This is a genomic window from Massilia soli (assembly GCF_016809835.1).
Taxonomy (GTDB): Bacteria; Pseudomonadota; Gammaproteobacteria; order Burkholderiales; family Burkholderiaceae_D; genus Telluria_A; species Telluria_A soli.
In genome coordinates, this window is record NZ_JAFBIL020000006.1 from 163197 (window position 1) to 187247 (window position 24051).

Annotated in this window: 17 protein-coding genes and 1 riboswitch; of the genes, 7 read left to right on the forward strand and 10 right to left on the reverse strand. The window is 63.0% G+C overall.

The window, feature by feature from the left end:
* Window positions 1-226: 226 nt before the first annotated feature.
* Window positions 227-2032, reverse strand: a complete 1806-nt coding sequence (locus tag I4X03_RS15770) for a S8 family serine peptidase (protein ID WP_223469195.1) — start codon at window positions 2030-2032, stop codon at window positions 227-229.
* Window positions 2033-2138: 106 nt separating this feature from the next.
* Window positions 2139-2228: riboswitch (cyclic di-GMP riboswitch) on the reverse strand.
* 253 nt (window positions 2229-2481) lie between these two features.
* Here I4X03_RS15770 and I4X03_RS15775 point away from each other — a divergent pair.
* The 4 genes from I4X03_RS15775 to I4X03_RS15790 all read left to right on the forward strand — a co-directional run bounded on the left by I4X03_RS15775 (window position 2482) and on the right by I4X03_RS15790 (window position 7081).
* Window positions 2482-3078, forward strand: coding sequence for a PEP-CTERM sorting domain-containing protein (locus I4X03_RS15775; protein WP_223469196.1), 597 nt, complete (start codon window positions 2482-2484; stop codon window positions 3076-3078).
* 325 nt (window positions 3079-3403) lie between these two features.
* On the forward strand, window positions 3404-4054 hold the full coding sequence (locus I4X03_RS15780; protein ID WP_223469197.1) for a PEP-CTERM sorting domain-containing protein: 651 nt from the start codon (window positions 3404-3406) through the stop codon (window positions 4052-4054).
* 222 nt (window positions 4055-4276) lie between these two features.
* Window positions 4277-6547: a S9 family peptidase gene (locus I4X03_RS15785; RefSeq protein ID WP_223469198.1), complete on the forward strand. Its 2271-nt coding sequence runs from the start codon at window positions 4277-4279 to the stop codon at window positions 6545-6547.
* Window positions 6548-6589: 42 nt separating this feature from the next.
* The gene (locus I4X03_RS15790; RefSeq protein ID WP_223469199.1) at window positions 6590-7081 is read left to right on the forward strand and encodes a GNAT family N-acetyltransferase; all 492 of its coding nucleotides are present in this window, start codon (window positions 6590-6592) and stop codon (window positions 7079-7081) included.
* Between the two features lies 1 nt (window position 7082).
* Here the strand turns inward: I4X03_RS15790 and I4X03_RS15795 are convergent, their stop codons facing one another.
* Complete coding sequence (locus I4X03_RS15795) at window positions 7083-8312, reverse strand: M20/M25/M40 family metallo-hydrolase (RefSeq protein ID WP_223469200.1); 1230 nt, start codon at window positions 8310-8312, stop codon at window positions 7083-7085.
* Between the two features lie 8 nt (window positions 8313-8320).
* Window positions 8321-9538 carry a urate hydroxylase PuuD gene (locus tag I4X03_RS15800; protein ID WP_223469201.1) on the reverse strand — a complete coding sequence of 406 codons (1218 nt, stop codon included), beginning with the start codon at window positions 9536-9538 and terminating at the stop codon, window positions 8321-8323.
* Window positions 9539-9662: 124 nt separating this feature from the next.
* Here I4X03_RS15800 and I4X03_RS15805 point away from each other — a divergent pair, with 124 nt between their 5' ends.
* From I4X03_RS15805 to I4X03_RS15815, 3 genes are all read left to right on the forward strand, one after another.
* Complete coding sequence (locus I4X03_RS15805) at window positions 9663-10601, forward strand: LysR substrate-binding domain-containing protein (RefSeq protein ID WP_223469202.1); 939 nt, start codon at window positions 9663-9665, stop codon at window positions 10599-10601.
* A gap of 96 nt (window positions 10602-10697) precedes the next feature.
* On the forward strand, window positions 10698-12449 hold the full coding sequence (locus I4X03_RS15810; protein ID WP_223469203.1) for an allantoate amidohydrolase: 1752 nt from the start codon (window positions 10698-10700) through the stop codon (window positions 12447-12449).
* A gap of 392 nt (window positions 12450-12841) precedes the next feature.
* Window positions 12842-14128 (forward strand): MFS transporter, encoded by a 1287-nt coding sequence (locus I4X03_RS15815; RefSeq protein WP_223469204.1) that lies wholly within the window; start codon window positions 12842-12844, stop codon window positions 14126-14128.
* Between the two features lie 95 nt (window positions 14129-14223).
* Here the strand turns inward: I4X03_RS15815 and I4X03_RS15820 are convergent, their stop codons facing one another.
* The 7 genes from I4X03_RS15820 to I4X03_RS15850 form a co-directional block, all read right to left on the reverse strand.
* Window positions 14224-15384: a zinc-dependent alcohol dehydrogenase gene (locus tag I4X03_RS15820; protein ID WP_223469205.1), complete on the reverse strand. Its 1161-nt coding sequence runs from the start codon at window positions 15382-15384 to the stop codon at window positions 14224-14226.
* Window positions 15385-15496: 112 nt separating this feature from the next.
* A complete protein-coding gene (locus I4X03_RS15825; RefSeq protein WP_223469206.1) occupies window positions 15497-16738 on the reverse strand; it encodes a Zn-dependent hydrolase in 1242 nt (413 codons plus the stop codon).
* Window positions 16739-16800: 62 nt separating this feature from the next.
* Window positions 16801-18192, reverse strand: coding sequence for a dihydropyrimidinase (gene hydA, locus I4X03_RS15830; protein WP_223469207.1), 1392 nt, complete (start codon window positions 18190-18192; stop codon window positions 16801-16803).
* 22 nt (window positions 18193-18214) lie between these two features.
* Window positions 18215-19699 (reverse strand): NCS1 family nucleobase:cation symporter-1, encoded by a 1485-nt coding sequence (locus I4X03_RS15835; RefSeq protein WP_223469208.1) that lies wholly within the window; start codon window positions 19697-19699, stop codon window positions 18215-18217.
* Between the two features lie 156 nt (window positions 19700-19855).
* A complete protein-coding gene (preA, locus tag I4X03_RS15840; RefSeq protein ID WP_223469209.1) occupies window positions 19856-21160 on the reverse strand; it encodes an NAD-dependent dihydropyrimidine dehydrogenase subunit PreA in 1305 nt (434 codons plus the stop codon).
* Window positions 21160-22527 carry an NAD(P)-dependent oxidoreductase gene (locus I4X03_RS15845; protein ID WP_223469210.1) on the reverse strand — a complete coding sequence of 456 codons (1368 nt, stop codon included), beginning with the start codon at window positions 22525-22527 and terminating at the stop codon, window positions 21160-21162. The genes preA and I4X03_RS15845 overlap by 1 nt, the downstream gene beginning before the upstream one ends.
* Before the next feature lie 21 nt (window positions 22528-22548).
* Window positions 22549-24051 (reverse strand): CoA-acylating methylmalonate-semialdehyde dehydrogenase, encoded by a 1503-nt coding sequence (locus I4X03_RS15850; protein ID WP_223469211.1) that lies wholly within the window; start codon window positions 24049-24051, stop codon window positions 22549-22551.

Genomic DNA, 24051 nt, shown 5'->3' on the forward strand with positions numbered 1-24051 from the left:
TCGGTTAATATGGCTTATCTGAAATAAGCATTAACTCATTTCAATTACTTTCGATGTAAATATTATCCAGTTTAAGCAAATCGATATGCTTTCAATCTACATACAAGTATTTCCATTGGATAATATTGAATACCGCACTGGATTTATCACTGCAAACCGCGGGCGCAATGGAAGAGAGGCAAAGGGCTCGCACCCCTTGCCCCTCCTGTTGCGGCCGCCAGTTCGCTTATTTCACGTTGTTCACGACCAGCGTTTTCTCGGCCAGATTGCCGGCTTTATCTTTCGCCGTTACCCTGATCGTATGCGAGCCGGCGGTATATTTGGCGGCGTTCCAGGTCCAGGCCAGGGTGCCGCCGCTGCCGTAAGCGCGCAGAACGCCGTCGATCAGTAATTGCTGACGGATGCCAGCGACGTCGCTGTTATCCGTCACGCTGATGCTGATGGTCACCCTGCCAGAGACATTGCCGGCAACCGGGTTGGTGATCGTGATGGTGGGCTTGACGGTGTCGACGGTCGTCGTCGTGGTGGTGGCGTTTGCAACGTTTACCGCGACGCTGGCCGAGCTGCCGCTGTTGCCGGCAGCATCATAGGCAACGGCCACCAGGTTGGCCATGCCGTTTGCGACGCCGGTCGAATTCCAGCTGAAGCTGTACGGTGCGGCGCTATCGACAGCGACCACCGTGCCATTCGCCTTCAGCTCAACCCGGGCCACGCCGACGTTATCCGATGCGCCGACGTTGACGGCCACCGCGCCGGACACCGAGGCGTTACCCAGCGGCGCCGAGATGGCCGCTTTCGGCGCGGTCGTATCGCTGGTCACACCGTAGCTCTTCGCCGCCGCGACCGCGGCCGCCGCATTCACCCGACCATGACCGAAATACACGTCGCGCCCGGCGCTGCCAAGATCGACCGCCGTGGAATACATCAGCGACTGGATGGTGTCAGGCTTGAGGTCGGGGCGCGCGGCCATCATCATCGCCGCCACGCCGGCGGCGATCGGGCTCGAGAACGAGGTGCCGTTCTTGCTCAGGTACGTCGCATTGCGGCCGGTGGTCCAGATGCCGCTACCCGGCGCCGCCAGCGACACTGCCGCGCCATAGCTGGAAAAACTCGCCCGCGCGTCGCTGCTGGTGGTGGCCGAAACGACGATCAGCGCCGGGTCGGCAGTAATCTTTTCGTCCACATTGGCGTTTCCGGCCGACACAAAGACCAGCCCACCCTTGCTTTTCATGTAGCGGGCAGCGCTGAGCACTGCCGAACTGGCAGCCAGCCGCGCGTAGCTCGCATTGGCCACGCGGGCGCCATTGTCTGCGGCATAGGTGATGCCGGCGGCAATCGTGCTGTAGGACGCGTAGCAGGAGCTATACGTCGTATTCCAGTAAGCGATGCGCAACGGCATGATCTTGGCGGCGCCGGCGGTGCCTGCCACGCCGATACCATTATTCGATGCCGCCGCGGCCGCGCCGGCCACTGCCGTGCCGTGGCCGCAAATGTCCGACACATCGGTGTTGTTATTGTAGATATTGCGTCCCGCAACCAGGTTTGCCTTCAGATCGGGGTGGGTCGACTCGATGCCCGAATCCAGGATTGCGATAGTGATGCCGCTGCCGCGGGTGGAATCCCAGGCAGCCGGCGCGCCGATCTTGTTGATGTGCCAGGCGCTGCCGATGTAGGGGTCATTGACGGCCATCGTGCTCTCGACAAGGCGGTCGAGCTCGGCAAATTTGAATTCCGGACGGTGTTCGAGCTGCTTCAGGATGGCAATCTCCGAGGCATGACCTGGCAAGTCAATCACATGCAGGTTGCTCTGCCCCAGTTTGCGTTTCTTGCCGCCGTATGGCTTGAGTAACTTGTCGAAGGCAGCGTCGGACAAGCCTGGCTTGGCTTCGACCAACAGCCGGCCGCGCACGAAGCCGTCGAACTCGCCCTGCGGAGCGGCGCCAGCGGTAAAAGGAGCGAAGGCGCAGGCACCGGCAACGGCAAGCGCGGCGGCGCGGATGGCCGGGTTGGAACGAGTGGAAATACTGATCATGTTAACAATCCTGTTTGAAATAGATGAACAGGAATGCAAAACAAGCCTGTGCGCGAACTGCATTCAAATGCTGTCCACGCCTGCGCGATGCGTGCGCCTGGCGATGTCTGGCAGTCCTGCCGTCGTGGGAGAAAAATGCCCCGTTAGACCGTTGACTTTGCGCCCTCTCCTTTCGGGGAGTTTGCCTTTTGCAGAGAGCTTTTATCACGCCACGGTTAATTACTCGCGGCAATAAATTTCAGAACCGAAATGATAGGGGCGTCCGATTGATTGACGTCGTTCAATTACATTTGCTAACAATATGTCGATGGTCTTTACAGCAACGATTAAACATTAATAAATATTTCGTCACGATTTGATAAAAATCAAATGCTTAGCGCGCATGGAACGAAACCTGCTTGATATTTATCGTCGTACCCTTCATTAATAATTCCACCTAGGGGAATATGATGTCTAATCTTAAGAAAACTAAAAATTTGACAATGAGTGTTATCGCTGGAACAGCATTATTAATCGGCAGCACATTTTCAACGGCTGCGTTAGCAGAACCGATGTACATGGCCGATACCATGATCGGCTCTGGCAATCTCGGCAACTCGGGAGATGAAACGGAAATGCAATTCCTGCGTGACCTCGTCGGCGACCAATCGCTGATGCTGGACAAAAAGGTGGCGACACCGACGCCTGCCTTGATCGCGTTGGATGACGATGGGCAGTGGTACATCAACGTCGATCCCGACGAGCCAGGCTATTTCATGCTTAAGTTTGGTGTTGGCAACCTCGGGCTGGACACGCACTACTTCTTCCGGAATATTGGCGAATTGACCAAATTGGTCTGGACTAACGCCGATGTCAACTTCCTCACGGGCGGCGACTGCGGCGCCAACAACCAGAGCGCGTGCAATATTGGCCGCCTCAGCCACTATTTGATTACCGATCCGGACACCGACGTTCCGCCAAATGAGGTTCCGGAACCAGGTTCGCTGGCACTGGCCGGACTCGGCTTGCTGGGCCTTTGGGCCGGCCGCCGCAGCGCGAAACGATAAGCTGTTTCAAGACCTGGACCAGCAAGGCGGGACCGCGCGTCCCGCCTTTTTTACCTGGGCAAAAAACACGGTGAATGCTTAAACCATAAGCAGAAATTGTCGAAAAATCTTACACTTGGAAACTTAAAAGTTCCCATAAGAAACCAGAGTTGATTTGAATCAATGAGTTGGGTGCGCTGGCACAAACATTGCATATCTTCCAGGAAAAAATAATTATTCAATTTTCCAACTGGGGTAATGCATGTTTAACCGAAACAATTCTTTTAATGCAATCAACAACTGCCTCGCTGGCGCGCTCGTCGCTGTCGCCGCGCTGGCGCCGCAGATGGCGCTCGCTGCGCCAATTTACTCCGTCGACACCCTGCTCGGTTCGGTAACCCTGGACAATTCGGGCAAGGACGAATTGGCCATGCTGCGCCACTACGCGGGGGATTCCCTGCTCAACTCGACCAAAAGCGAAGGCAACGTAACCGCCTACGCCGACGACGGCCAATGGTTTGTCGACACGGGCACGGCCACGCCGGGGTTCTTCGTGCTGAAGTTCGGCACCGGCAACACCGGCCAGGATTCGCATTATTTCTTCAAGAATGACGGCGCAATCGGCACCAACAAGCTGGTCTGGACCAATGCCCAGGTTGATTTCCTCACCGGTGGCGGCAACTGCTTCGCCGAAGGTACGACCTCCGGCAAGAAGGGGCCGGATCTGGCTTCATGCAATATCGGCCGCCTGAGCCACTATGCGTTCGTTGGCATGATCACCCCGCCGGTCGACAACCCACCGCCGACGGACAATCCACCGACCGGCAACCCGCCAACGGACAACCCACCGACGGATCATCCGCCGACGGACATTCCTCCGACCGATGTGCCTCCAACCGATGTTCCTCCAACCGATATCCCGGAACCTGGCTCATTGGCATTGGCGGGCCTTGGCTTGCTGGCACTGTTCGGCGCACGCAAGAAGCTCGCCAAGTAAGAACGCAACAGCCGGGCGCATGAGGGCGGAACCTGACATGGTTCCGCCCTTTCTTTTTATACCGGTTCCAGTGCGATAGAATGTGTCCTGGCAATTTCCCGATGGCACAAGTCATCTAAACCTCACCAGCCAGGCCCCATGCGTCTCTTCGCACTTCCCCTACTCGCTGCAATCTGGGCAATCCCCGCCGCAGCCTATACCCCCATCAGCCTCGACCAAGCCATGTCCCACCCGGACTGGATCGGCACACCTGCGGAAGACGCCTGGTGGAGCTGGGACGGCAAACAGGTGTTCTACAAGCAGAAGCGCACCGGCTCTCAGCTGCGCGACACCTTCCAGGCCGTGCCTGGCCAGCCGCGCCGCATTGGCGACGCCGAGCTGGGCAACATGGATGGCCCCAACGTCACGTACAACCGCGACCGCACCCGCGCCATCCTGCTGCGCAACGGCGACCTGTTCGAGCGCGACCTCAAGTCCGGCGCGCTGACCCAGATCACCCGTGGCAGCAGCGGCCTGGCAGCGCCGCAGTACTCGGCCGATGGCGCCAGCGTGCAGTTCCGCGTCGGCCACGAATGGCTCAGCTGGAACCGCGCCGACCGCCTGGTCTCGCCGGTGGTGCGCCTGCGCGCCGAGAAGGACCCGGCCGCCGCGCCCGACGACGACGCCTTGCGCGCGATGCAGCTGCGCCTGATCTCGACGCTCAAGCGCCAGAAGGACGACCGCGACGCCGCACGCGACCGCACCGAAGAAGAACGCCGCGCCGACCTGACCCGCGCGCCAGGCCCGGTGTACCTGGGCGACAAGGTCGTCATCGACGGCAGCGCGCTGTCGCCCGACGGCCGCTGGCTGCTCGCCGTGACGGCGCCGAAAACCACCGACAAGGGCCGCGTCGGCAAGATGCCGCGCTATATCACCGAATCGGGCTACGAAGAATTCGACGACCAGCGTCCACGCGTCGGCCGCAACCTGCCGCTGGCCCACGCGCTCAAGCTGATCGACCTGAAGACCCGCAAGGTGCACGAGCTGTCGTTCGACGTGCTGCCGGGCGTGTCCACCGATCCCCTGGCCGAACTGCGCAAAGCCCGCAAGATAGACCCGCTCAAGGGCAATCGCACCGTGCGCGTCGATGACGACGGCGAAAGCATCCGCTGGAGCGCCAACGGCTCGCAGGCCGCCGTGATGCTGCGCGCGGTCGACAACAAGGACCGCTGGATCGCCAAGGTCGACCTGGCCGGCATCAAGCTCAATCCGGTGCACCGCCAGAGCGACGTCGCCTGGGTCAACTCGGGCAACAACGACTTTGGCTGGCTGCCGGATAACGGCACGCTGTGGTTCCTGTCGGAAGAAACCGGCTACTCGCACCTGTACACCATGAGCGCGGACAACGCGGTTCGCCCGCTTACCGTCGGCAACTGGGAGGCGACCCGCGTGCAGTGGACCTCGGATGGAGCGACTGCCTACATGCTGTGCAACCCGAAAAATCCGGGAACCTATGAAGTGTGCGCGGTTTCGGCCAAAGCCGGCACGCTGCGCGAAGCGACCACGCTCGAAGGCGTCGAGCACTTCACGCTGTCGCCCGACCAGCGCAAGCTGCTGGTCGGTTACTCGTCGAGCTACATGCCGATCCAGCTGGCCACGGTGCCCGCGGCAGGCGGCGCCGCGACCAAACTGACCGATACGCGCACCGCCGAATTCAAGGCGCGCAGCTGGATCGAGCCGCAGTACGTCGCGGTACCGTCGACCAAGGGCGCGGGGCCGATCTGGGCCAAGCTGTATCGGCCGGCGAACCTCGAAGCTGGCAAGAAGTACCCGATCGTGATGTTCGTGCATGGCGCCGGCTACCTGCAGAACGTCAGCAAGCGCTACCCGGTGTACTTCCGCGAGCAGATGTTCCACAACCTGCTGGTGGAAAAAGGCTACATCGTGCTGGACATGGACTACCGCGCCTCGAAGGGCTATGGGCGCGACTGGCGCACGGCGATCTATCGCCAGATGGGGTATCCGGAGCTGGACGACTATATCGACGGCGTCAACTGGATGGCGGCGAACCACCAGGGCGACCTGAAAAACGTCGGCATCTACGGCGGCAGCTATGGCGGCTTCATGACCTTCATGGCCCTGATGCGCGCGCCGGACTCGTTCAAGTCGGGCGCGGCCCTGCGTCCGGTGACCGACTGGACCACCTACAACCACGAGTACACGTCCAACATCCTCAACACGCCGGACCTGGACCCTGAAGCGTATCGCAAGTCGTCGCCGATCGAATACGCCGACCAGTTGCGCGGCAACCTGCTGATCTCGCACGGCATGGTCGACGACAACGTGTTTTACCAGGACTCGGTGCGCATCGCGCAGCGCCTGATCGAGCTGAAGAAGGACAACTGGGAAATGGCCAGCTACCCGCTCGAGCGGCACGCGTTTGTGCAGCCGGAGAGCTGGTATGACCAGTACCGCAGGATTTACCAGCTGTTTGAACGGACGCTGAAGAAGTGAGGTGAGGGCGTCCGCAAGGACGCCCGTCTCGAGCACAAGCAGATGATGACCATCCGCCCCACCACCGCGCAGGACTGGCGAACGCTCAAGCATCTTCGCCTGGCCGCGCTGCTCGATGCTCCGCAGGCCTTCGGCCTTCGCCATGAAACCGCCGTCTACCACAGCGATGCCGTCTGGCGCGAGCGCGCCGCTGGCACGGCGGATCTCGCTTACTTCGTCGGCTTGATTGGCGATGATGCTGCCGCCATGGCCGGCGCATGGATAAGCCCGGAGCGGGACTTCAAGCTCATCTCGATGTGGACGAAACCCGAATACCGTGGAACGGGTGTCGCCGCCAGTTTGGTCGAGGCGGTCAAAGCCCGCGCAGTCGACATGGGACACACCCGCGTCGTGCTCAGCGTGGCGGCCGAAAACATCAGGGCGGTCGCCTTGTATCGCAGGCAGGGATTTTCATTTCTGCCCGAATGGGAACCGCTCGCGAGCAATCCGACGGTGAGCCTGCAAACAATGCTGTGGCAAACCGCGCCCGGTTGACCTACTTCCCGAGGAAATCCAGCAGCGTCAGCGCCACCACCTTGGTCGCCCTGCGCAAGTCCTCCAGCGCCAGCCGTTCGTCAGCCTTCTTGGCATTCGACTCCGGCACGGTGCGCGGCCCGGCGCCATACAGCACCGCCGGAATTCCATGTTCGCCGTACAGCCGCGCATCGGCGTAAAGCGGCGTGCCCTGCGCAGTAATCTCTTCGCCGATCACTTCCCTGCCATGCTTCTGCAGCGCCGCCACCAGCTTCTCGCCCTCCGGCAGCGGCCGCAACGCATTCGACAACAGCAGACGACGGATTTCAACGCGAATCCCTTCCTCGCCCCTGACCGCATCCTGGATCAGCGCCACCACCTGCGCCTCCACCGCCGCCGGATCTTCTTCCGGAATCATGCGGCGGTCCATCTTCATCACCACCTTGCCCGGCACGACGTTGGTGTTGGTGCCGCCGTCGATGCGTCCCACCAGCATGGTCGGCGAGTCGATGCCCGGCACCGTCGACTTGATCTTCTTCAGCTCGGGCAGCTGGCCATACACCGCATTGAGGATCTTGGTGGCCGCCTGCAGCGCGTCATGCCCGGTCTCCGGCATCGCGCCGTGGCCCGACTTGCCATGCACCGTGATCTCCAGTTGCAGGCAGGCGTTGTGCGCGGTGACGATGTTGTAGCTGAAGCCCGCCGCGATCACGAAATCCGGCCTGGTCAGCTTTTGTTCCAGCAGCCACCCCGGTCCAAGCAACCCGCCAAATTCCTCGTCATACGTGAAGTGCAGTTCCACCGCGCCCTTGAGCGGCACGCCCAGCGCTTCCAGCGCACGCACGGCAAAAATATAAGTCGCAAAGTCGCATTTCGATACCGCGGCGGCGCGCCCGTAAATAAATCCGTCTTCGACCACGGCGCCGTACGGCGGCCTGGTCCAGCCTTCGCCCGGCGGCACCACGTCGCCGTGGGCGTTGAGCGCGACGGTCGGCCCGCCCGCTTCATACGGACGCCTTACGATCAGGTTGGTGATGCTTTCCATGCCATAGTCGCGTACCAGCTGCGCCGGCACCACGTGCTTCTCGGCGTTCCATCCGAAGCCTTGCACCAGGTCGGCCACGGCGTCCGCGTGCGGCGCGTTGTTCCCTGGCGGGGTGTCGGTGGGCACGCGGATCACTTGCTGGAGAAAAGCGACTTCTTCGTCGAAGTGCGTGTCGATCCAAGCGGTCAGTTGTTGTTGCGTCGTCATCTCGATTCCTATTTCGCGCCTGCTTCAAACCACGCGGCGACTTGCGCGCGCTCGGCGTCTGTCATGTTGGTGAGGTTCCCGATCGGCATGGCCTTCAGCTGCACCGACTGTTCATAGATTTTGGCCGCGTTCTGGCGGATCTGCGCGGCGTTTTCCAGCATGATGCCGGCCGGCGCCGAAGCGAAGCCCGGCTGGGCCGGCACGGCCGCGTGGCACGACACGCAGCGCTGCGTCATGATCTGCTCTACCGCCGCGAACTGCAGCGCCGGATCGGCGGCGGCGTCACGCGCGGCCGGCGGCTGCGGCGCGATCGCAATGGCCACCGCCGCCAGCAGCGCCACGCCGGCGATCGGGTACTTCCACTCCACCCGCCCCTTGTGGCGCAGGTTGAAGAAGTGGCGGATCAACACGCCAGCGGCCATGATCGCACCAAGGATCGCCCATGCATGCGCGTGGCGATAGGTCATCGCGTAGTGGTTGCTGATCATGATGAACAGGACCGGCAAGGTGAAATAGTTGTTATGAACGCTGCGCTGCTTGGCTTTCAGGCCATGGATCGGATCGGGCTTCTGCCCCGCCATCATCGCGTTCACCATCTTGCGCTGGCCCGGGATAATCAGCATCAGCACATTCCCGACCATCATGGTGCCGATCATCGCGCCGACGTGGATGTACGCCGCGCGCCCGCTCAGGTAATGGGTCAGCACCCAGGTGCTCGCCACCAGCAGCGCGAAGATCACCACGCCGAACGCCAGGTCGTGCTGGCCCAGCTTCGAGCGGCACAGCAGGTCGTACACGGTCCAGCCGAGCACGATGCTGCCAAGGCCGATGCCGACGGCCTGCCAGCTGCTCAGGTTGGCGACGGCGGTGTCGACCATCATCGCCTGCGCATTGAAGTAGTAGACGATCGTCAGCAGCGCGAAGCCGGACAGCCAGGTGGAATAGGCTTCCCATTTGAACCAGTGCAGTTCCTTCGGCAATTCGCTGGGCGCAACCAGGTATTTTTGCGGGTTGTAGAAGCCGCCGCCATGGACCGCCCACAGCTCGCCCGACACGCCCTTGCTGGCCAGCTCCGAGCCCGGCGCCGGCGGGCGGATCGTGTTATCGAGCCAGACAAAATAGAACGAGGCGCCGATCCAGGCAATGCCGGTGATGACGTGCAGCCACCGGATCAGCAGGTTGAGCCAGTCCAGGCCATAGGGGAGCAGGTGTCCAAAAACTTCCATGTATTTCCTTGTTGCGCAAACAGCGACAATGGTACGGCGAATTTACAGAAGATAAACGCTTTCCATTCACGTCACATGAAATGTGGCGTATATTCCACATACTCAATCTGATATAGACTCTCGCATGGCCGGCCTGCCCCAACACCTCGATTTGCACCTGATCCGCATCCTGTACTTGCTGCTGGTCGAGAAGAACGTGTCGCGGGTGGCGCTCAAGCTGAACCAGCCCCAGCCGTCGATCTCGGCGTCGCTGCGCAAGTTGCGCGAGCTGACCGGCGACCCGCTGCTGGTGCGCGGCGCGCGCGGCATGGTGCCGACCCAGCACGGCGAGAGCCTGCTTGCGCCGGCCAAGCGCATCCTCGACGAGACCGAGAGCCTGTTCGTCAAGAAGTCGCCCTTCATCGCCGAACAGGAAGCGCGCATCTTCAACATCGCCGCGCCGGACTACCTGGACAGCCAGTTCCTGCCCAACGTGGTGGCTGCGCTGCGGCGCGGTTCGCCCAACAGCAAAGTCGTGATCCACAGCCTGGGCCCAGGCGTCGACTACATCCGCTTGCTTTCCGACGGCGACATGGACCTTGTGATCGCCAACTGGGACGAGCCGCCCGCGCACCTGCACATGTCGAAGCTGTTCGAAGACCCGATCGTCTGCACCATGCGCGCCGATGCGCCGTACGCAAAGCGCACCGCGCCCGACGCGATGACGATCGACGACTATCTCAGCCTGCCGCACGTGGCGCCCTCGCAGATGATGCAGGGCCAGCGCGGCGTGGTCGATGCCTTCCTGGAGCGTCAAGGCATGCGCCGCAATGTGGCGGTCGAATCGGCCTACTTCGGCCTGATTCCCTACATGCTGACCCAGACCGACCTGGTGCTGACCACCGGCCGCCAGTTCATCCGCTTCTATGAACGCACGCTGCCGCTCAAGACCTTCACCGTGCCGGTCAAATTTCCGCCGATGCGCTTCTACCAGCTGTGGCACGAACGCGTACACCAGGCGCCCGAACACAAATGGCTGCGCGACCAGCTCAGCGCCACGGCCAAGGCCCTGATTCAAAAGTAGGCGCGTACCATATATATGCCTCATCATCCCGGCCGTATGATCAGGCGCCTGCCTGGCCTTATCATCGGCGGTTAAGCTAGCCCGGATACCGAGAACATGAGCACACTTTCAGAACTGAACAGCTGCGACACGCAGGCCTTCATTGACACCCTGCGCGGCATCTATGAGCACTCGCCCTGGATTCCCGAGCGCGCCGCCGCCATGCGCCCGTTCGCCACGGCGCCGGCGCTGAAGCTGGCGCTGCAAACCGTGGTGTCCAGCGCCAGCCTTGATGAACAACTGGGCCTGATCCGCGCCCACCCCGAACTGGCCGGCAAGGCCGCCATCGCGGGCGAGCTCACTGCCGAGTCGACCGGCGAGCAGGCCAAATCCGGCCTGAACCTGTGCAGCGCCGAAGAGTATGCGACGCTGCACGCGCTGAACGCGGACTACAACGCCAGGTTCGGCTTCCCCTTCATCCTCGCCGTCAAGGGCCCGACCGGCAATGGCCTGACCCGCCAGCAAGTGATCGAGACCTTTACCCGCCGCCTGAAGAACCAGCACGCCGACGAGATGGCCGAAAGCCTGCGCCAGATCCACCGCATCGCCGAGATTCGCCTCAACGAGCTGCTCAGGACCGCGCATGACTTCGGACCCGCGGTAATGGCATGGTCCGAGACCATCGGCGCCTGGAGCGAAGCGGAGGATGGTCTCACCTGCTCATACATGACGCCCACGCACCGGCGCACCGCTGCGCAGCTGGCGGACTGGATGCGCGAGGCCGGCATGAGCGCGCACATCGACGCGGTCGGCAACGTGGTCGGGCGCTACCAGGCCGCCGACCCGGGCGCCAAGACCCTGATGACTGGATCGCACTACGACACCGTGCGCGACGGCGGCAAGTACGACGGACGGCTTGGCATCCTGCTGCCGATTGCGGTCGTGCGCCATCTGCACGCGCGCGGCGAGCGTCTGCCGTACCACCTGGAGATCGTCGGCTTCGCCGAAGAAGAAGGGGTACGTTTCAAGAGCACCTTCCTGGGCAGTAACGCGATTGCCGGACGCTTCGACATGACCCAGCTCGACCAGGTCGATGCCGATGGTGTCACGATGCGCCAGGCGCTTGCCGACGCCGGCCACGATGTGAACGCCATCGCGGCGATTGCGCGCGATCCCGCCAGCTTGCTTGGCTATGTCGAAGTCCATATCGAACAAGGGCCGGTGCTGCTGGAAAAAGGGTTGCCGGTCGGCGTCGTGACGGCGATTGCGGGAAGCTCGCGCTACCTGGTCAATCTCACCGGGCTGGCCAGCCACGCCGGCACCACGCCGATGAGCATGCGCAAGGACGCGGCGGCGTGCGCGGCGGAGATCGTGCTGATGGTCGAGGCGCGCTGCAGCCAGGGCGACTCGCTGGTCGGCACCGTCGGCCAGCTGGAAGTGCCACACGGTTCCGTGAATGTCATTCCGGGCCACTGCAAACTGTCGCTCGATATCCGTGCGGCGAGCGACGACATGCGCCTGGCGGCCGTCAAGGACGTCCTCGACGGCATCGCCGCGATCTGCGCGCGGCGCCAGGTGGAGGCGGACATCCGGCAGGTGGTTTCCGCACAGGCCGCGCCATGCGCGCCATGGATGATGGACCAGCTGGGCGCCGCCGTCGAACGCGCCGGACTGCCGCGTCATGACCTGCCCTCCGGCGCAGGGCATGACGCCATGGCCATGGCGAAGATCACCGACGTGGCGATGCTGTTCACGCGCTGCGGCAACGGCGGCATCAGCCATAACCGGCTCGAGACCATGACGGCCGACGATGCCGAAGTCGCAGGCCAGGTGCTGCTCGATTTCTTGCGAGGCTTGCGGTCGCGTTGAAACGCAATTTTTCAGCGTTAGCAAGTTCATTGGTGACCATCAAGTCCTGATGTTGTGCGCTCTACGATGATGCTCACGACGCCGGCTTCGGCGCTCATCGGAGAAGCGCATGCCATTTGTATATTCGCAGGCCGCTGCATCGGAAGACGAGGAAAGGGCCGGAAACGGGGTTGTGCCGACTTGATTGAGGCATATGTTCCTAGGTTGGAGAATGTCAGTGCAACTTCATGTTGGCGGCACGGTGAAAAGCTTCGTAAGGGCAGGCTTGATCAGGTCTATGCACCTTAACTGCAAGTGACGTTGCAGGGCCTTCCAACACGATGCACTGGTCGGGCATCGCGCCGTCATCTATACTCGCCATCATTTCCCCAAGGCGCAGCCTGCGTTCCGACATGACCACGATGTTTGCCAACCAAGCCACCCCGCCCCGCATTCGCCGCAGCCAGACCCTGGCGCTGATCCTGCTGGTGGTCTGCGGCGTGATCAACTACCTTGACCGCGCCACCCTGGCCGTCGCCAATGAATACATCCGCGCCGACCTCGGGCTGTCGCTTGGCCAAATGGGCCTGCTGCTGTCGGCGTTCTCGTGGAGTTACGCACTGTGCCAGCTGCCGGTCGGCGCGCTGGTCGACAAGGTCGGTCCGCGCTGGCTGCTCGGTGCGGGCCTGGTGATCTGGTCGCTCGCGCAAGCTGCCGGCGGCTTTGCCTCCACCTTCGGCTGGTTCGTCCTTGCGCGCATCGTGCTCGGCATCGGCGAAGCGCCGCAGTTTCCGGCCGCGGCACGCGTCGTGACCAACTGGTTCCCCTTGCGTTCGCGCGGCACGCCGACCGGCATCTTCAATTCAGCCTCGCCCCTCGGCGTCGCGCTCGCGCCGATTTGCCTGACGCCGCTGATCGTCGCTACAAGCTGGCATTGGGCGTTCTTCGTCACCGGGGCAATGGGCCTGGTGGCGGCAGTCGTCTGGGTCGCGCTGTATCGCGATCCGGTCCGTGCCGACATGAACGCCGAAGAACGCGCCTATCTTGAGATGGATGAATCAACCACCGCCAAGCCGAAGGTGGACTTCGCCGCCTGGCGCGCGCTGTTCCGCTATCGCGCCACGTGGGGCATGATGTTTGGTTTCTTCGGCTCGGTCTACCTGAACTGGGTGTATCTGACCTGGCTGCCGGGCTACCTGAGGACCGAACGGAACATGGACCTGGCGTATGCTGGTATCGCCGCTTCGATCCCGTTCTTCTGCGGCTTTGCGGGCGCGTTGATCGCGGGCTGGGCGTCCGACCGCGTCACGCGCGGCGCCGCCTCGCCGGTGGTTGCGCGCCGCAATGCGGTGGTGGCGGCGATGCTGGGCATGGTGGTGTTCACGATTCCAGCCGCGCTGGTCGAGAGTAATGTGCTGGCGGTGGCCTGCATCTCGATTGTGATCTTCCTGGCCAATGCGTCGTCGGCGTGTTCATGGTCGCTGGCGACGGTGACCGCGCCGCCAAGCCGCGTGGCGTCGCTGGGCGGCATCCAGAATTTTGCGGGATTCCTTGGGGGTGCGCTGGCGCCTGTGCTGACAGGCTATATCGCGCAGACCTGGTCGTTCGTGCCGGCGCTGTTGACCGGTGCGGCGATCGCGTTCGGCGGCGCGATGTCGTATCTGTTCCTGGTGAAGAAGCCGATTCCCGAGCACGCGTGAATTTCGGCGGATGATGCTGCGCTCTTCCGCCCTACGGTCAGTGGAGGCCGCAGGGCGCAACGGCGAAGCGTCATCCGCCGCCTTGACTTATAACGTCAAGGCGTCAACACAACCTTCCTGCACTCGTCTTCCTTCTTGTCGAACATTGTGTATCCCTCCGCCGCCTGTTCCAGCTTGAGGCGGTGCGAGATGATCGCGTTCGGGTGCAGCTTGCCCTCTTCAATCGCGGCGAGCAGCTCCGGCATGAACTTCTGCACGTGCGTCTGCCCTGCCTTCACGGTCAGGCCCTTCTCGAAGATATCGCCGAACAGGAAGCCGTGAATAAAGCCGGCGTATACCCCGGGAACGCTGATCGTCCCGCCGCGGCGGCAGGCCGCGATACACTGGCGTAGCGCCTTGCCGCTGCTGCCTTCCAGCTTCATGTTCGTCATCACCGTTTCGATGGTGCTGCCTTTTGCCTCGAAGCCGACCGCATCGACCACGCCATCAACGCCGCGATAGTCGGTGTTCTCGATAATGTATTCGGCCGCGTCGACCTCGTCGAAATTAACCGGAATGACGCCATAGGTCTGGCGCGCGAACTCCAGCCGGAACGGGTGGTGGTCGACCATGAAGATCTTCTCGACACCGAGCATTCGCGCACTGGCCGCTGCCATCTGGCCAACCGGACCAGCCCCGAAAATGGCCAGGCTGCCGCCTTTGCCCACACCGGTATTGACCACTGCCTGGTGCCCGGTCGGCAGGATATCGCTCAGAAACAGAACCTGCTCATCGGCCAGCGAGCTCGGAATCTTGATCGGCCCGACGTTCGCCTTCGGTACGCGCACATATTCGGCCTGCCCGCCCGGGATTCCGCCATACAGGTGGCTAAATCCGAACAACGCCGCGCCCGAGCGCAGCTTCTTCTTGTTCATGATCGAGCCGCGGTCCGGGTTGGTGGTCTCGCAGGCGGAGTAGGCTTCCATATCGCAGAAGAAACAGGTGCCGCATGCAATCACGAACGGCACGACGACACGGTCGCCTTTTTGCAGATTGGTGACGTTCGGCCCGACGTCGACCACCTCGCCCATGAATTCATGGCCGAGGATATCGCCGCCTTGCATCGCAGGAATCTTCCCGCGATACATGTGCAGGTCCGAGCCGCAGATCGCGGTGGCGGTGACCTTCAGGATGGCATCATCGGGATCTTGCAGGATAGGATCGGGGACCGTATCCACACGGACATCATGGCTACCGTGATAGGTAAGTGCGCGCATTGCGTTCTCCTTGTCAAACAGACAGCCTAACAAGGTCTGACGCGCGCACGTATAAGAAACACGCCCCGCTGGTGGTAGGATCGCGCCGACGAAATTTCCGCCGAGGAATGCGCTAGCGCAGCACCGCCTGCGCCCGGTCGAGCATCGCATGGAGCAGCACGTTGCAGCCGGCTTCCAGGTGCTCGGGCTTGGCATCCTCGATCTCGTTGTGGCTGATGCCGTCCTTGCAAGGCACGAAGATCATGCCCGACGGCGCTACGCGCGCGGTGTAGATGGCGTCATGGCCGGCGCCCGACACCACATCCATGGTCGAATATCCGAGCTTGTCGGTCGCGCTGCGCACCGCACCCACGCAGTCCGGGTGGAACGGGCATGGCGGATAGTACGACACCCGCTCGACCTTGATCGACAAGCCGCTGTCGGCGCTGGTCTTGTCCACGAATGCCAGCATCTCTTCGTGCATCGTGTTGAGCAGTTCGTCGTTCACGTTGCGCAGGTCGATGCTGAACTTGACCTCGCCCGGGATCACGTTGCGGCTGTTCGGGAACACCTGCACCATGCCCACGGTGCCGCGGCCGTACGGCGGATAGCGGTTCGCGATCTGCACCACTTCCTGCATGATGCGCGTGGCGACCTGCAGCGCGTCCTTGCGCAGGCCCATCGGCGTCGGCCCGGCATGCGCCTCCATGCCGCTGACGACGCAGTCGTACCACGACAGCCCCATCACCGCCGGCACCACGCCAATGACCATGCCCGCGTCTTCCAGCACCGGCCCCTGTTCGATGTGCGTTTCGAAATAGGCGCCAATCGGATGCTGGCCCGGTACCTGGTCGCCTTTGTAGCCGATGCGCGCCAGCTCGTCGCCCACGCTCTTGCCTTCGGTGTCGACGGCCGCATACGCGGTCTCGAGGCTGAAGGCGCCGCAGAACACGCCCGAGCCCATCATCACCGGCACAAAGCGCGAACCTTCCTCGTTGGTCCAGAAAGCCACTTCAATCGGCGCTTCGGTGACGATGCCCTGGTCGTTCAAGGTGCGCACGACTTCGAGCCCCGCGAGCACACCATAGTTGCCGTCAAACTTGCCGCCGGTTGGTTGGGTATCGATATGCGAGCCTGTCATCACCGGCGCCAGCGCCGGGTTGCGGCCTTCCCGGCGCATGAACACATTGCCGATCTGGTCGACAGTCACCGACAGGCCGGCTTCCTTCGCCCAGCCAGTCACCAGGTCGCGGCCCTGCTTGTCCAGGTCCGTCAGCGCCAGGCGCTTGACGCCGCCTTTCGGCGTCGCACCGATCTTCGCCAATTCCATCAGTGATGCCCACAGGCGCTCGCCATTGATACGCAGGTCGTTCATGTTCAACTCCGTCAGGTTGTGCCGTCGTTCCCGTGAAAACGGAAACCCATGCTAAATGTGCTTTAAGCCACCAGGGGCGCGAACGCCGGCCGGTCGATGTGCCGGCCCGCGCCTTCCACCGCGCGCAACTCGCCGTTCGAGAACACGACGTTGCCGGCCGAAAGCGTGCATGTCGGGATCCCCTGCACCGTACGGCCTTCGAACACATTGAAGCCGCCTTTGGCGAACTGCGTCCTGGCCGAGATGGTGCGGGTGCCTTGCGGGTCCCACACCACGATGTCGGCATCGGCGCCGGTTGCGATCAGTCCCTTGCGCGGATACATGTTGAAGATCTGCGCGGCGTTGGTGGAGGTGACGCGAACGAACTCCGACGGCGTCAGCTTGCCGGTGGCGACACCCGCGTCCCACACCACAGACATGAGATCCTCGACACCGCCGCAGCCGTTCGGGATCTTGGTGAAGTCGTCGGCGCCGGCCGCCTTCTGTTCGGCGCAGAAGGTGCAGTGGTCGGTCGCGGTGGTGTGCAGGTTGCCGCCCTGGAGTCCCTGCCACAGCGCGGCCTGGTGGTGCTTGCCGCGGAACGGTGGGCTCATCACATGGCCGCGCGCGAATTCGAGGTCGCTGCTGTAGTACACGCTGTCGTCGATGACCAGGTGGCCCGCCAGCGCTTCGCCGTACACGCGCTGGCCCTTGGCGCGGGCGCGGGTGATCGCTTCGAGCGATTCGGCGCACGACACGTGCACGATGTAGACGGGGGTGCCAAGTACATTGGCGATGGCGATGGCGCGGTTGGCCGCCTCGGCTTCCACTTCGGGAGGACGCGACAGCGGGTGCGCCGACGGGCCGGTGATGCCCTTGCGCAGAAGGTCCTGCTGCAGCTGGTACACCAGTTCGCCATTCTCGGCGTGCACGGTCGGGATGGCGCCCAGCTCGAGCGCGCGGGTGAAGCTTTTCACCAGCGTTTCATCGTCGGCCATGATGGCGTTTTTGTAGGCCATGAAATGCTTGAAGCTGTTCACGCCGTGCTCGCGCACCAGCGTGCCCATCTCGGCATGCACCGAGTCGTCCCACCAGGTGACGGCGACGTGGAAGGTGTAATCGCCAGCGGATTTCTTCGCCCAGCCGCGCCACTGGTGATACGCCTCGAGCAGCGACTGCTTCGGATCGGGAATGACGAAATCCATGATCGTCGTGGTGCCGCCGGCCAGGCCGGCCGCCGTGCCCGTGAAGAAGTCGTCCGCGGTGACGGTACCCATGAACGGCAGCTGCATATGCGTATGGGTATCGATCCCGCCCGGCATGACGTACTGGCCGGATGCGTCGATCACCGTGGCATGCGGCGGCGCTTCGAGGTGTTCGCCCACAGCGACGATCTTGTCGCCGAAGCACAGCACATCGGCGCGGAAAGCGCGGTCGGCGTTGACAACGGTACCGCCTCGAATAATGGTCGTCATTTACATCTCCGGAAAAACCGTTCTAGGAATGGGTGGCCGCCCGCAGCGCGGGCTGCGGCCGGCCGTTCATCATGACGCCGTAGACCAGCGCCGCGATCGCGACGCCGACGAACCAGGCGTAGGTGTAGATTGTCTTGAATATGTCGCCCACCTCGGGGAACGAGGCCGGGAAAGCCGCGTTCAGGAAACCAGGAATATTCGGCAGCACACCCAGTATGAACGCGATGATGGCCGCGATGTTCCAGCCCTTGCGGTACGAGTACTCGCCATCGTGGCGATACAGGTCGCCGACATTGAGCGTTGTCTTGCGGATGAAGTAGTAGTCGATGATCATGATGCCGGCGATTGGCCCGAGCAGCGCCGAGTAGCCGATCAGCCAGGTGAAGATGTAGCCCTGGGTGGTCTCCAGTATCTTCCAGGGCATCATGACCAGCGCGATACCGGCCGTGATGTAGCCACCCGCGCGGTATGAGATCTGCTTCGGCGACAGTGCCGAAAAATCATAGGCTGGCCCCACCAGGTTGGCCGCGAGGTTGACGCTGACGGTATCGACCAGCAGCACGATCAGCGCCACCAGCACCGCAATGCCGGTCATGCGGCTGGCCAGGTCGACCGGGTCCCACAGCGCTTTGCCGTACAGGACGACGGTCGCCGACGTGACGATGACCGCCAGCGCGGCCAGCAGGCCCATCGGCAGTGGCAGGCCGACTGCCTGGCCGATTACCTGGTCGCGCTGTGTTTTGGCGAAGCGGGTGAAGTCGGGGATGTTCAGCGCCAGCGTGGCCCAGAAGCCCACCATCGCGGTCAGCGATGGCCAGAAAGTAGCCCAGAACAAGCCGGCCTTCTTGCCGCCCTCGACGAACTGCGACGGCTGGTCCAGCAGCGGGCCGAAGCCGCCTGCCTTGTTGTAGACCCAGCCAAGCAGCACGAAGCAGATAAGGATCTTGAGTGGCGCGGTATAGGTCTCGAGTTTGCGGATCGAGTCGATGCCGTGCACGACGAAATACAGCTGGATCAGCCAAAAGCCCAAAAAGCACGCCAGCTGCGCGCCGTTGATGCCAAGGCCGGCGATCTCGCCGCCACCGATTTCATACCCGAGCATCACGCCGAGCAGCGTGTAGATCATGCTGCCGCCGAACCAGGTCTGGATGCCGTACCAGCCGCACGCGACGATGGCGCGCATCAGCGCGGGGAGCTTGGCGCCCGAGGTGCCGAACGAAGAGCGCGCCAGCACGGCATATGGGATGCCGTACTTGGTGCCGGCATGCCCGATCAGCAGCATCGGGATCAGCACAATGGCGTTCGCCAGGAACACGGTAACCACTGCCTGGTAGCCGGACATGCCGCCTTCGATCAGCGTGGCCGACAAGGTGTATGCGGGGATGCACATCACCATGCCGACCCACAGCGCCGCAAAGTGGTACCAGCGCCAGGTGCGCTGCGCCTCGGTGGTCGGGGCAAGGTCCGCGTTCCAGAGTTGCGTGTTCGCTGACAGGTCTTTGCTCACAGTGTTTTTCTCCGTTGTAGTTGAGTCAAAAGGTGCTAAATCAGTGTAACGCAAAGCGTGGCCCAGTCGTTCCCGCGCAGGCGGGAATCTATGCTGAGTATGGATTCCCGCTTTCGCGGGAAGTCATTTCTGGCAGTGCCAGGAATGACGGGATAGCTATATAAGTATCCGCTCCGGCGCCTCCGGCGCCAGGTTCTCGGCGCGTGGATTGCGCGGATCCTGCGTCCAGTTCATGTACGGCTTGCCGGTCTCCTGCGGCACCATCGTGATGCATGCCTCCACCGGACAAGTGATCTCGCACAGGTTGCAGCCGACGCATTCGTCCGCGATCACCTCATAGGTACGCTCCTCGGCCTCGCTGACCAGGCGCGCGATGGCCTGATGCGACGTGTCTTCGCAGGCGACGTAGCACTTGCCGCACTTGATGCACTTGTCCTGGTCGATGTGCGCGATCACCGCGTAGTTCATGTCGAGGTACTTCCAGTCGGTCGTATTCGCCACCGCCTTGCCGGAGAAAGCGGCGATGTTGGCGTAACCCTTCTCGTCCATCCAGCGCGACAGGCCGTCCTTCATCTCTTCGACGATGCGGAAGCCGTGCAGCATGGCGGCGGTACAAACCTGCACCGAGCCTGCGCCCAGTGCGATGAATTCAGCCGCGTCGCGCCAGTTGCCGATGCCGCCAATGCCGGAGATCGGCAAGCCATGGGTCTCCGGATCGCGCGCGATCTCGGCGACCATGTTCAGCGCGATCGGCTTGACGGCCGAACCGCAATAGCCGCCGTGCGTGCTGGCGTTGCCGACGATCGGGAACGCCACCATGCGGTCAAGGTCAAGGTGGGTGATCGAATTGATGGTGTTAATCAGCGAGACCGCATCCGCACCGCCCGCCTTGGCGGCACGCGCCGGCTTGCGCACGTCGGTGATGTTCGGCGTGAGCTTGACGATCACCGGCAGGCGCGTGTGCTGCTTGCACCAGCGGGTGACCAGCTCGACGTACTCGGGCACCTGACCGACCGCGGCGCCCATGCCGCGCTCAGGCATGCCGTGCGGGCAGCCGAAATTGAGCTCGATGCCGTCCGCGCCGGTCGCCTCGATCTTCGGCAAGATATCGGCCCAGTACCACTCTTCGCAGGGCAGCATCAGCGAGACGATCATCGCGCGGTCCGGCCAGTCCTTCTTTACCTGCGTGATTTCGCGCAGGTTGATCTCCAGGCTGCGGTCGGTGATCAGCTCGATATTGTTAAAGCCAAGGACTTCGCGGTTCTTCCCGTAGTGCGCCGAATAGCGCGACGACACGTTGACCGCGGCCGGGTCTTCGCCCAGCGTCTTCCACACCACGCCGCCCCACCCTGCTTCAAAGGCGCGCACCACGTTGTAGGCTTTGTCGGTTGGCGGCGCGGAGGCCAGCCAGAATGGATTCGGCGCCTTGATGCCGCAAAACTCGATGCTCAGATCAGCCATTATGCAGCCTCCAGACGGGATTGAATGTCGTTGTGGATGACGATGGCGGCCAGCTTTCCGTGCTGGACGGCCTGTACCGTCAGGTCCTGCCCTGGTGCGACGCAGTCGCCGCCGGCGTACACGCCGGGCACCGCCGTGCGGAACAAGCCATCGACGCGGATCTTGTCGCCGTCGCGCGCGAGCTGCTGCGCCATCTGATCCGACAGTGCCGATGGCTCCATGCCCTGCCCGATCGCCTTGAACACGGCGTCGGCCGCGATTTCAAGGAAGGCGCTGGTGCCAATCAGCTTGTCGCCTTCCATGCGGGTACGTTCAAAGCGCATGCCGCGCACACGGCCGTCGTCGTCCAGCAGCACCGCGTCAGGCGCGGCCCAGGTCCGGATGCGCACGAAATTGGCCTTGGCGATGTCCTGCTCGTGATGGGTTGCGCTCATCGACTCCGCGCCGCGCCGGTATACCAGCGTCACATCTTCGGCGCCCATGCGCTGGATCTGCACCGCCATGTCAATGGCGGTGTTGCCGGCGCCGATCACGATCGCGCGCTTCGGCACCGGCAGCGTGGACAAGTCGCTGGCCTGGCGCAGCGCGGCGATGTAGTCGACTGCCGCGCTCAAGCCGGGAGCATCCTCGCCCGTCAGCCCAAGCTGGCGGCTGGCGTTCAGGCCAATCCCGAGGAATACCGCGTCGTACTGCGCATGCAGGTCGCGCAGCTGCAGGTTGTCGCCCAGCCGGAAGCCATTGCGGATCTCGATGCCGCCGATCTGCAGCAGGAACTCGACTTCCTTCTGCGCGAAGTTATCGGTCAGCTTGTATTTGGCGATGCCGTACTCGTTCAAGCCGCCCGCTTTCTCGCGCGCCTCGAACACGACCACGTCGTTGCCCAGCATGGCCAGGCGATGCGCGCACGACAGGCCGGCCGGTCCGGCCCCAACCACCGCGATGGTCTTGCCGGTCGAGGCGGCGCGCTGGAACGGATGCGACGCGAAGGTGGCGTTATCGATCGCGTGCCGCTGCAGCAGGCCGATGGCGACGGGACGCTGCTCGTCGTCGTGGTTGCGGACGCAAGCCTGCTCGCACAGGATTTCGGTCGGGCAGACCCGCGCGCAGGCGCCTCCCATGATGTTCTGTTTCAAAATGCCGGCCGCCGCGCCGTTGATATTGCCGTCGTGGATATTGCGGATGAAGCTCGCAACATCGATCTCGGTCGGGCAAGCGCGCATGCACGGCGCGTCGTAGCAGTACAGGCAGCGCGCCGCTTCGATGGCCGCCTGCCGCTGCGTCAGCGGCGGCGCCAGGTCGGTGAAGTGCGCGCATAGTTCGCGATCGGACGCCGTGGCGTGCGGCAGGTGCTTGAGAGAGTCAATCATGGTCCACCCTGTCTCGTCTGATTACTTCATCTGCGGGAAAGAAAACTCCGCGCCGGCGCTGGCGGTATTCGGCCAGCGCTGCATCACCGCCTTGTGGCGCGTGTAGAAGCGCACGCCTTCCGGACCGTAGGCATGATGGTCGCCGAACATGCTGCGCTTCCATCCGCCGAAGCTGTTGAAGGCCATCGGCACCGGCAGCGGCACATTGACGCCCACCATGCCGACCTGGATCTGGCGCACGAACTCGCGCGCGGTACCGCCGTCGCGCGTAAAGATCGCCACGCCGTTGCCATACTCGTTGGCGTTGATCAGGTTGACCGCGCTCGCGATGTCCGGCGAGCGCAAGATGCACAGCACCGGTCCGAAGATCTCTTCCTTATAGATGGTCATGTCGGGCGTGACGTGGTCGAACAGCGTACCGCCCACGAAGAAGCCGTTTTCGCGTCCGGCCACCTGGCAGCCGCGCCCGTCGACCAGCAAGGTCGCACCCTGCTCGACGCCTTCGCCGATCAGTTTTTCGATGCGCATCTTGGCTGCGGCGGTCACAACCGGGCCCATTTCGGAATCGTGCGCCATGCCGTCGCCGATCTTCAGGGCGGCGGTACGCGCGGCCATCGCGCTGGCCAGCTTGTCGCCCGCATCGCCGACCGCGACGACCACCGAGATCGCCATGCAGCGCTCGCCGGCCGAACCGTAGGCCGCGCCAACCAGCGCGTCGACCGCCATGTCCATGTCGGCGTCGGGCATGACCACCATGTGGTTCTTGGCGCCGCCCAGCGCTTGCACGCGCTTGCCGGCGGCACTGCCGCGCGAATAAATGTATTCGGCGATCGGCGTCGAGCCGACGAAGCTGATCGCCTGCACTTCAGGATGGTCCAGCAGCGCGTCGACGGTGACCTTGTCGCCCTGGATCACATTGAACACGCCGTCCGGCAGGCCTGCGTCCTTCAGCAGCTTGGCGTGCAGCAGCGATGCCGACGGATCGCGTTCGGACGGCTTGAGGATGAAGGTATTGCCGCAGGCGATCGCCACCGGGAACATCCACATCGGCACCATCACCGGGAAGTTGAATGGCGTGATACCGGCGACCACGCCAAGCGGCTGGCGCATCGACCAGGCGTCGATGCCGCGCGCGATCTGGTCGGTGAATTCGCCCTTCAGCAGTTGCGGAATGCCGACCGCGAATTCGACGATCTCGATGCCGCGCGCGACTTCGCCCTTGGCGTCGGCGAAGGTCTTGCCATGTTCGCGTGTGAGCATCGCGGCGAATTCGTCGGTGTGTTCCTGGCACAGCTGCAGGTACTTGAACAGCACGCGGGCGCGCGACAGCGGTGGCGTCGCGGCCCACGATGGAAACGCCGCGGACGCCGCGGCGACCGCGCTGTCCACATCCTCTTTGGTACCCAGCGCCACGCGCGCGCATGGCGCGCCGACGGCCGGATTGAAGACGTCCGCGTGGCGGCCGCTGGCGGTGTCCACCTTGGCGCCGTTGATGAAATGGGTGATGGTGTCGAGGTCGGTCAT

Coding starts and splice junctions, on each gene's coding strand:
- I4X03_RS15770 (WP_223469195.1), bottom strand. CDS start 2,032: ATGATCAGTATTTCCACTCGTTCCAACCCGGCCATCCGCGCCGCCGCG.
- I4X03_RS15775 (WP_223469196.1), top strand. CDS start 2,482: ATGTCTAATCTTAAGAAAACTAAAAATTTGACAATGAGTGTTATCGCT.
- I4X03_RS15780 (WP_223469197.1), top strand. CDS start 3,404: ATGGCGCTCGCTGCGCCAATTTACTCCGTCGACACCCTGCTCGGTTCG.
- I4X03_RS15785 (WP_223469198.1), top strand. CDS start 4,277: ATGTCCCACCCGGACTGGATCGGCACACCTGCGGAAGACGCCTGGTGG.
- I4X03_RS15790 (WP_223469199.1), top strand. CDS start 6,590: ATGATGACCATCCGCCCCACCACCGCGCAGGACTGGCGAACGCTCAAG.
- I4X03_RS15795 (WP_223469200.1), bottom strand. CDS start 8,312: ATGACGACGCAACAACAACTGACCGCTTGGATCGACACGCACTTCGAC.
- I4X03_RS15800 (WP_223469201.1), bottom strand. CDS start 9,538: ATGGAAGTTTTTGGACACCTGCTCCCCTATGGCCTGGACTGGCTCAAC.
- I4X03_RS15805 (WP_223469202.1), top strand. CDS start 9,663: ATGGCCGGCCTGCCCCAACACCTCGATTTGCACCTGATCCGCATCCTG.
- I4X03_RS15810 (WP_223469203.1), top strand. CDS start 10,698: ATGAGCACACTTTCAGAACTGAACAGCTGCGACACGCAGGCCTTCATT.
- I4X03_RS15815 (WP_223469204.1), top strand. CDS start 12,842: ATGACCACGATGTTTGCCAACCAAGCCACCCCGCCCCGCATTCGCCGC.
- I4X03_RS15820 (WP_223469205.1), bottom strand. CDS start 15,384: ATGCGCGCACTTACCTATCACGGTAGCCATGATGTCCGTGTGGATACG.
- I4X03_RS15825 (WP_223469206.1), bottom strand. CDS start 16,738: ATGAACGACCTGCGTATCAATGGCGAGCGCCTGTGGGCATCACTGATG.
- hydA (WP_223469207.1), bottom strand. CDS start 18,192: ATGACGACCATTATTCGAGGCGGTACCGTTGTCAACGCCGACCGCGCT.
- preA (WP_223469209.1), bottom strand. CDS start 21,160: ATGGCTGATCTGAGCATCGAGTTTTGCGGCATCAAGGCGCCGAATCCA.
- I4X03_RS15845 (WP_223469210.1), bottom strand. CDS start 22,527: ATGATTGACTCTCTCAAGCACCTGCCGCACGCCACGGCGTCCGATCGC.
- I4X03_RS15850 (WP_223469211.1), bottom strand. CDS start 24,051: ATGACCGACCTCGACACCATCACCCATTTCATCAACGGCGCCAAGGTG.